This is a genomic window from Streptomyces flavofungini (assembly GCF_041028215.1).
Lineage (GTDB): Bacteria > Actinomycetota > Actinomycetes > Streptomycetales > Streptomycetaceae > Streptomyces > Streptomyces flavofungini_B.
Map to the genome: position 1 here is coordinate 1 of NZ_JASKYR010000540.1, position 5,751 is coordinate 5,751.

6 protein-coding genes are annotated in these 5,751 nt (G+C 65.6%); 4 read left to right on the top strand and 2 right to left on the bottom strand.

Going from position 1 to position 5,751, the window contains the following annotated elements; translation table 11 throughout:
- Window positions 1–95: 95 nt before the first annotated feature.
- Window positions 96–1,139 (top strand): SEC-C domain-containing protein, encoded by a 1,044-nt coding sequence (locus tag AB8Z36_RS29115; protein ID WP_369216371.1) that lies wholly within the window; start codon window positions 96–98, stop codon window positions 1,137–1,139.
- Between the two features lie 25 nt (window positions 1,140–1,164).
- On the opposite strand, the gene AB8Z36_RS29120 is transcribed toward AB8Z36_RS29115, so the two are convergent.
- Window positions 1,165–1,956 carry a hypothetical protein gene (locus AB8Z36_RS29120; protein WP_369216372.1) on the bottom strand — a complete coding sequence of 264 codons (792 nt, stop codon included), beginning with the start codon at window positions 1,954–1,956 and terminating at the stop codon, window positions 1,165–1,167.
- Window positions 1,957–2,087: 131 nt separating this feature from the next.
- On the opposite strand from AB8Z36_RS29120, the gene AB8Z36_RS29125 reads away from it, so the two are divergent.
- Window positions 2,088–3,092, top strand: coding sequence for a NaeI family type II restriction endonuclease (locus tag AB8Z36_RS29125; RefSeq protein WP_369216373.1), 1,005 nt, complete (start codon window positions 2,088–2,090; stop codon window positions 3,090–3,092).
- A 59-nt stretch (window positions 3,093–3,151) separates the two neighbouring features.
- A complete protein-coding gene (locus AB8Z36_RS29130) occupies window positions 3,152–3,586 on the top strand; it encodes a very short patch repair endonuclease (RefSeq protein ID WP_369216376.1) in 435 nt (144 codons plus the stop codon).
- Between the two features lie 15 nt (window positions 3,587–3,601).
- Here the strand turns inward: AB8Z36_RS29130 and AB8Z36_RS29135 are convergent, their stop codons facing one another.
- The gene (locus AB8Z36_RS29135) at window positions 3,602–4,645 is read right to left on the bottom strand and encodes a DNA cytosine methyltransferase (RefSeq protein ID WP_369216374.1); all 1,044 of its coding nucleotides are present in this window, start codon (window positions 4,643–4,645) and stop codon (window positions 3,602–3,604) included.
- A gap of 160 nt (window positions 4,646–4,805) precedes the next feature.
- On the opposite strand from AB8Z36_RS29135, the gene AB8Z36_RS29140 reads away from it, so the two are divergent.
- The gene (locus AB8Z36_RS29140) at window positions 4,806–5,576 is read left to right on the top strand and encodes an HNH endonuclease (RefSeq protein WP_369216375.1); all 771 of its coding nucleotides are present in this window, start codon (window positions 4,806–4,808) and stop codon (window positions 5,574–5,576) included.
- Window positions 5,577–5,751 lie beyond the last annotated feature (175 nt).

Sequence of the window (5,751 nt, forward strand, 5' to 3'; positions counted from 1 at the left end):
GTAGACGCCCGCCACCACACAGGACCGGACATACGTGAAGGCCGAACGAGCAGGGCCCTCCTGCAAGGGGCCCGCTCGGCAGTACCGTGTCCCGTATGCGCCCCGAGAAGCCTGCCGCCGCTGCCGCTGCCGCCGACCACGTCGACGCCGACCACATCGCCGAAGCCGCGCGCCTGGAGCGTACGGCCGGTCTGTACCCGGAGGACGCCGAGCACCTGCTCATCCAGGCGGCGGCCCACCTCGAACTGGCCGGCGCCCGCGATCGCGCGACGACGCTCTACGACAGCCTCCTCTCGGCGCCGGTGCCTCCCGCCGCTCCCCTCCTGATCCGCGCCCTGAAGGCGTCGAACCTCTGGGAGTACGGCCATGAGGCGGAGGCCCGCGCGATCATCGACGGGGTGCGCGCGGCGGCCCCGGGGGATCCGGCGCCCTGGGTGATCGTGGCGGAGTCCCTCGAATCCCACGACGAGCTGGAGCAGGCGCACGAGACGTTCACGGAGGCGGCGGAGCTGCTGCTTCCGGCGGACACGCGGGACGAGCCCGCGTACGCGACGCACCCGCTCCTCTTCGGCCGCCACCGCGTACGCCGCCTGCTCGGCGCGGACCACGACGCGTGGGACGCGCTGGCCGACCGGGTCTCGACGGCCCAGGTCCCGCTGGACGAACTGCACGACCCGAAGCGGGTGTGGTCCCTCGGCTCGGAAAACCCGGCGGAACTCCGCGCGGAGATCGCCCGCATCCAGGCCGAGCTCGGCTCGTACCGCCAGGCGCTGTCCCGGCCCTTCCCGGTGGCGATCCTGCGCTGGCCGGAGGACGAACTGGCGGAACTCCTCACCGCGTATCCGTCCCTGGCCTCCGAATACCCCTCGCACGAGGCGCACTTGGCGACCATAGAGTCCTCCTTGCGCGAACTGGCCGCCTCCGGCACCCCGAACCTCGGCATCGTGACCGGCACGGTCCCCTCCTACGAGGCCTTCGCAGCCTCCGAAAGCACGACCCCGGACCAGCCGAACCTGCTCCCCCAGTACGCGACGACACTCGCCGCCCGAGGACGCGCGGTGGCTTGGCCGCCGGAGGCTGGTGGGGGGTGCTGGTGTGGGTCGGGGGTGGCGTACGGAACCTGTCACGGGGTGCAGTAGCGCGTCACCCGCCTTACCCACAAACTCATAGCCGACTCAGGCGGACGGCCGCCCGATCGAGTTCCTTCGCCGTCGGCACGTGTACTTGACCGAACGTAGTAGCTGCCGCCAATTCGATCGTTTCGAACCTGAGTGGCGGCTGCACGTCGGCCAGGAGCTGTTCAGCGGGGGTCTTCCGGCCCGCGTTCATCCCCTGCCTGAATTTCCTGTTGGCCACTCGCAGGCTCAGTGCTCGGCGCCCAGTCCATGCATCAACCCGGAAGAGTGCATCGGCTAGTGGATGGACTTGCAGATGCACCCCACGGCATCTGAGCTGCACCAGTGTGTAGACCTCTCGCAAGAACCCGTAGTACGCATTACCGACGCGCCAGCGCATCGCCGACCGGGCGCGCCCTTCGTCGACTCCCCGTTCAGCGACAAGGCTTCGGACGATCAGCTTTGCGGGCTCCCCGAGCATCACAGCTCCCTTTTCATCAGAAAAGGCGAACTCCCGGAACTGCTGATAGGTCGGTAACGCTCCAAGGCGCTCGACGCAGATGTGGAATACGTGCGTGAAGGCGAAGTCCGGATGCCAGTCCACGATCTCCGGAACGCTCTCTCCGACCTCCCTCCGCACTTGCCCCAAAGCATGCTCCGTACGCTGGCAGACCGCACGGACATCGCCTTCGGTGAGGCGATAGAGAACGCGTGTCGTGTGCGCCAGCACCGCCGGCGCGACTTGACGCCTCCGCGGGTCCCGCTTCCACTCCTCAAGGCGCTCACGTGTACCTCTCGACGCGCAGAACAGGTCCACCACGTCCGTAGCCGTCGTCTCCATCGCCCCCACCTCAGCGCAAGCCGCAAGTCAACCGCATCACAGGCTAGTTGTGGCCACCGGCTCCCCCCAAGGGGCGCACCGCGATAAGTGATATTAGTGAGGCGCCCCCCTTCACCATCAAGGAGTCACGAGTGCTTCCGTTCGATCCCCCTGGCCCAGCACCCGGCGTGTGCGACGACCCCGAACTCATGCTCGTACGCCAGCACTTGCTCAGACTGGACCCGGAAGGCAGACGCTTCGCCCGGGTCCTGCGCGACACCATCGACCAACTACTAGACGGTGAACACACAGGAAGGTTCGACTGGAACGAACTCCACAAGACCGAAAAGACGCACGCGGGAACTCTTGTGGAAATCAACCTGCTGCGAGAGCTGGAACTCGATAGCGGCCACGACCTTGACTACTTGATCGCCGGCATCGAAGTTGACTGCAAGTACTCACAGAAATTGTACGGGTGGATGATCCCACCTGAGGCCCTGGACGAGATCTGCCTTGTCGTCTGGGCTGACGATCACCGCAGCCTTTGGAGCGCCGGGCTTCTGCGCGCCAATCGCTCGAAGCTGACCACCAGCGGCAATGTGACGAAGAAGGGGAACCGTGACGGAAAGTTCCGGCTGACGAAGGAACACCACTCACTGGTGACGTGGCTCTGGCACCAAGAACCGCTGGAAGAGAATCTACTGCTGCACATCGACAAAAGTACGCAAGAGGCAATCCTGTCGGCCGGGTCCGGGAGCAAGCGCAGCCCCGGGCAAGCAAAGCTGAACGAGCTTTTCCGGCGAGTCCAGGGGCGCCGCGTGAGCCGTACGGTCGTGCGAACGCTCGCCCAGCAGAAAGATTACATGAAACGCGTGAGATACAACGGAGGTTCACGTGACAAGCTGCGCCCGGAAGGAATCCTCATCTGTGGTGACTACCCCAATCATCAGGCCGTAGCACAGCACCTCGGGCTGCCCGTCCCACAGGAAGGCGAGAGCGTCAGCGTCCGCGTCGCGGAGGCCCGGCCTCACCACGTTGACCAGCCACGGGTTTTGCTGGAAGGTCGTTATTGGGTGGTTGCAGGGCCAGACGACCCTGTACAAGTGGCTCCACTTCTCCCTGAGACGAAAAAGAAGAAGACGAACGAAATCTACTGACACGCGGGTCGGAGGCATCGGTGCATCAGCGGGGCTCTGAGAGTGACAGCGACGAATGGGTGCGCCCGGAAGGCTCCTGGGCGTCCTCCGCGGCCCGGCGCCGCAACATGCAAGCTATTCGCAGCCGCGACACGAAGCCCGAGCGGCTGATCCGCAGCCTGCTGCACGCAAAAGGGCTCCGCTACCGCGTGGCTGCCAAACCGCTGCCCGACCTCCGCCGGACGGCCGACATCGTCTTCCGTCCGGCGAAACTGGCCGTATTCATAGACGGCTGCTACTGGCACGGGTGCCCCGACCACTATGTCTCGCCGAAAACCAACACGGGCTACTGGTCGGATAAAGTCACCCGGAACGTAGCCCGGGACCGCGATACTGACGCTCGCCTTCGCGACGCAGGGTGGACGGTCCTTCGTTTCTGGGAGCATGAGCCGGCGGAGACCTGTGCCGTTCGGATCGCGGCTGCGGCCAGTCGCCTCCGGGCAGCCAAGCGCTGACCAGCACTTGACCTCTCAGCCCCTCCCTGCGGCCTCGAACGCTGCATAGATCTGCTCTCCGACAGCCTGGGCCACCGGCGGTGGAAAGGCGTTTCCAACCTGCCGGTACGCCGCGGTCTTGCGGCCGGAAAACTTCCACTCGCTGGGAAAGCCTTGGATCAACGCTGCCTGGGTCACAGTGAGTTTCGGCCCAGCGGCAGCGAAGAGGTCGCGCTCGGGGTCTTTCATGTCATCCGGCTCATTCGCGACCCCCAGACCGCAGACACCCAGGTCCCCCCAAGCCCGCTTCGCCCGCGTGGGCCCAAGATCCGCCCCGCCGTGCTTCTTCGAACCCCCCACGAGTGTGGGAGCCACGCCCTCTAGAGCTTTCTCGTACCATCTCTTGAAAGCCAGTTCGGCCCTGGGGTCGTCAACGGCGTCGTACCGAGCCCGCATGGAGTCGTGCAGAGCTTCACCGACCACGACCTCGGGTCGCTCCTCCGGCTTTGTGTGCTCGAAGTGCGCGGCATACTCCGGTTTCATCGCGACAAGAATGGCTCGCGGACGGAGCTGAGGGACGCCATACTTCCTGGCTTCGAGCACTTCCCAGTAGCACTCTTCGTAGCCGAGCGACTCCAGCTCTTTGCGGATCTCCTGCCGGTACGGCGCGAATTTCGGGTCGAGCAAGCCACGCACGTTTTCGATCATCACAGCTTTTGGTTGCAGTTCGTCAACCAGCTCAAGCATGCGCGGAAAGAGATCTCGCTCGTCGTCGCGACCGAGCTGCCTCCCAGCCGCCGAAAAAGGAGGGCAGGGAACTCCTCCCGCCAGCAAATCCAGGTCCCCCTTGGCCATACCGAGGCTGTGCGGATCAAACAGCTTCAGATCCGCCTCAATCACCTTGCAGCCAGCCCATTCCGGGTTACTGCTCGTGTTGGCCCTCAGTGTCTGGCAGGCGTCTTTGTCGATCTCAATCAGGGCGGCGTGCTTGAAGCCGGCGTTATGCAGACCAGCAGCCTGCCCACCAGCCCCCGCACAGACCTCCACCGAGGTGTACTTGAGCTCATTCACGCGGGGCATGCCTCTCCTTACTGATGCGCGGCGGCGGGCACTCTGCGCGCACCACCATCACTGAGGGTGACAGACCCCACTGACAACGAGACCGTTCCAAGTGTGCAGTACGCGGCCCAGTTCGTTGAACGCGCCCTCCGTCACTACGAACACTTATACGATATTGCGCATGCGGACTCCTGCGTGGACTGAGGACGAGCTCGTACTGGCTGGCGCGCTCGTGGTGAGGAACGGCTGGCGCGAGCTTCGGACCGAGGACCTGGCGGTCCAGGAGCTGTCCGAGCTGCTCCACTCGCTTCCCCTCCACCCCGCAGAGGCCAAACTTCTCCCCAACTTCAGGTCTGCGGGCAGCGTCAGCCGCAAGACCAGCGATTTCGCGGCCAACCACCCCGCCTACAAGGGCAAAGGCACCCGGTGCGGAGAGCCCACACGGCGAATGATCAGAGCCTTCATCGACCGTGAGCGGGAGATGCTCGCTGCCGCCGACGCGATCGAGGCGGGTATCGGCTCGGGGCAGCTTCAGCTCATCCCGCCGCAGGCCGACGAGGTTGATGACGACGGCTTCACCGCGGTCGAGGGGCGGCTGCTCGTGCGGCGTGCCCTTTCCCGTGAGCGGGACCCGAAGCTCCGGCGGCTGAAGATAAAGCAGGCCCGGCAAGGCGGCCGCCCCCTGCGCTGCGAAGTCTGCGACTTCGACTTCGCCCAGGCCTACGGGCCACTCGGTGAGGGGTATATCGAGGTGCACCACATCACTCCCCTCCATGACTCGGGGACGCGGAGCACCAGGCTCGACGAACTCGCGTGCCTGTGTGCCAACTGTCACCGCATGTGCCACCGGAACCGCCCGGGTGAATCCTGGCGCACACCCGACGCGCTGCGGGCTCTGATGCGTACGTCCGCCACGGGCGGCACCCACGCCACGTCACCCGCCGCCCCGTAGCGAGCCTGCGGCCGGTCGCGCACTTCACCCAGCCCCCTCCCGCTCTCGCACGGCAGACGGTGCGGCTGGTCGGTGATCACCTCAGCAAGGGCTTCGTCGCCAGCTCGCACCAGGTCACTTTGGAGTCGCCGTACAGGACCACACCCCACCGGTCGGCGACCGCGTCGAGCAGAGC

Coding starts and splice junctions, on each gene's coding strand:
- AB8Z36_RS29115 (WP_369216371.1), top strand. CDS start 96: ATGCGCCCCGAGAAGCCTGCCGCCGCTGCCGCTGCCGCCGACCACGTC.
- AB8Z36_RS29120 (WP_369216372.1), bottom strand. CDS start 1,956: ATGGAGACGACGGCTACGGACGTGGTGGACCTGTTCTGCGCGTCGAGA.
- AB8Z36_RS29135 (WP_369216374.1), bottom strand. CDS start 4,645: ATGCCCCGCGTGAATGAGCTCAAGTACACCTCGGTGGAGGTCTGTGCG.
- AB8Z36_RS29140 (WP_369216375.1), top strand. CDS start 4,806: ATGCGGACTCCTGCGTGGACTGAGGACGAGCTCGTACTGGCTGGCGCG.